The organism is Oleiphilus sp. HI0066, assembly GCF_001635725.1.
Window position 1 is genome coordinate 1 of sequence record NZ_LWFH01001491.1, and the last position, 1,896, is coordinate 1,896.

General features: G+C 45.9%; 2 protein-coding genes and 1 pseudogene. 2 read left to right on the top strand and 1 reads right to left on the bottom strand.

Annotation, left to right across the window (positions count from 1 at the left end; genetic code table 11):
* Together A3738_RS23125 and A3738_RS23130 are read left to right on the top strand one after the other, a co-directional pair.
* Positions 1-897, top strand: an 897-nt coding sequence (locus A3738_RS23125) for an SDR family NAD(P)-dependent oxidoreductase (protein ID WP_156504438.1), incomplete at its 5' end; no start/stop codon positions are given.
* Positions 898-1,081: 184 nt separating this feature from the next.
* Complete coding sequence (locus A3738_RS23130) at positions 1,082-1,684, top strand: peroxiredoxin (protein WP_068479869.1); 603 nt, start codon at positions 1,082-1,084, stop codon at positions 1,682-1,684.
* A gap of 65 nt (positions 1,685-1,749) precedes the next feature.
* Here A3738_RS23130 and A3738_RS32135 read toward each other — a convergent pair.
* Positions 1,750-1,896, bottom strand: a pseudogene (locus A3738_RS32135) (ribonuclease T); the annotation flags it as partial.

Here is a 1,896-nt window from a genome sequence, read left to right on the forward strand (position 1 = left end):
TTATATAAAGATCGCACTTTACGTGGCACGGTTGAGGGTAAGGTATGTGTCATTACCGGTGCGACTTCAGGCATTGGTTTAGCAACGGCAAAAGTCTTAGCGGAAGCAGGTGCGATTACCTGTATCGCAGCGCGTACACTCGACAAGCTTGAAGAAGTTAAATACGAGCTTGAGCAAAACGGCGGTACTGNTTACGCGTACCAATGTGATTTTTCGAATATGGAAGACTGTGATCGTTTTGTTGCTGAAGTTGAGAAGGATCACGGCGCGGTTGATTTCTTAATCAATAATGCCGGTCGCTCGATTCGTCGTTCTATAAACCTTTCGTTTGATCGTTTCCACGATTTCGAGAGAACGATGCAGCTTAATTACTTCGGCTCGCTTCGCTTGATACTTGGTTTTGCTCCGAAGATGCTTGAGCAGGGACGAGGTCATATTGTAAATATCTCATCTATCGGTGTTTTGACAAATGCTCCGCGTTTCTCTTCGTATGTAGCCTCGAAGGCAGCATTGGATGCGTTCTCGCGATGTGCTGCGGCAGAATTCTCAGATAGTAATGTGAGTTTTACGACCATCAACATGCCGTTGGTAAAAACGCCAATGATCGGTCCAACTAAGATCTACGACTCGGTGCCAACGCTAACGCCAGAAGATGCAGCAGATTTAATTGCGAAAGCAATCGTTCATCGTCCGAAGCGTATCGCGACGCGACTAGGTATTTTTGCACAAGTCTTACATGCTCTCGTACCAAAAGCGGGTGAGATTATTATGAATACGGGTTACAAAATGTTCCCAGATTCTGCAGCGGCGCAAGGTAAAGACCAGAAAGCTGATATGCCAAAAGTCTCGACGGAGCAAATGGCCTTTGCTGCGATCATGCGAGGAATTCATTGGTAGCATCCAGCGTATAAGAAAAAAGCCCCTGCCTTGGTAGGGGCTTTTTCGTTTCTGAAAAATAAGCGCTATCTCTTATTGGACAACCAGCCTAGTCGTTGTACCATAAGTCGACTTTGTACATCGCTTGAGGCGTAAAGCGTCTCTGACAAATATCAAAAACGCAATCAACATTTGGAGATAATAAATGAGCGTATTAGTAGGCAAGCAAGCCCCTGACTTTACTGTTCCAGCAGTTCTTGGCGACGGTTCTATCGTAGACGAGTTCACCCTATCTGAAGCTATCAAAGGCAAGTACGGTCTTGTTTTCTTCTACCCGCTAGACTTCACGTTTGTTTGTCCATCAGAGTTGATCGCTCTTGATCACCGTATGGCTGACTTCAAAGAGCGTGGCGTTGAAGTGATCGGTGTTTCTATCGACTCTCACTTTACGCACAACGCATGGCGTAATACTCCAGTTAATGATGGTGGTATCGGCCAAGTAGGTTACACATTAGCTGCAGATATGGCGCACGACATCTGTAAAGCATACGACGTTGAGTCAGAAGGCGGCGTTGCTTTCCGTGGTGCTTTCTTGATTGACAAAGAAGGTTTGGTTCGCTCGCAGATCGTTAACGATCTACCACTAGGTCGTAACATGGACGAGCTAATCCGTTTGGTTGACGCTCTTCAGTTCCACGAAGAGCACGGTGAAGTTTGCCCAGCTGGTTGGAACAAAGGTGACAAAGGTATGGATGCTTCTCCTGATGGCGTTGCAGCTTACCTTTCTGAGAACTCAGACACTTTGTAATTCCTGTTTAAATATGGGAATAAAAAAGCCGAGCATTGCTCGGCTTTTTTGTGCGTCGAAGACTCTTAAATACCGATCTTTTGATCAAGTGGCCAACCCCCAAGTTTTGACCATTTATTGATGATGGTACAAAACAGCTCAGCTGTTTTCTCTGTGTCGTATTTTGCAGAGTGTGCTTCGTGTCCATCAAAAGCGATTCCGGCGGCAGAGCA

Excerpts from the sequence above, each read along its gene's own strand:
- A3738_RS23130 (WP_068479869.1), top strand. The coding sequence starts at position 1,082 with ATGAGCGTATTAGTAGGCAAGCAAGCCCCTGACTTTACTGTTCCAGCA.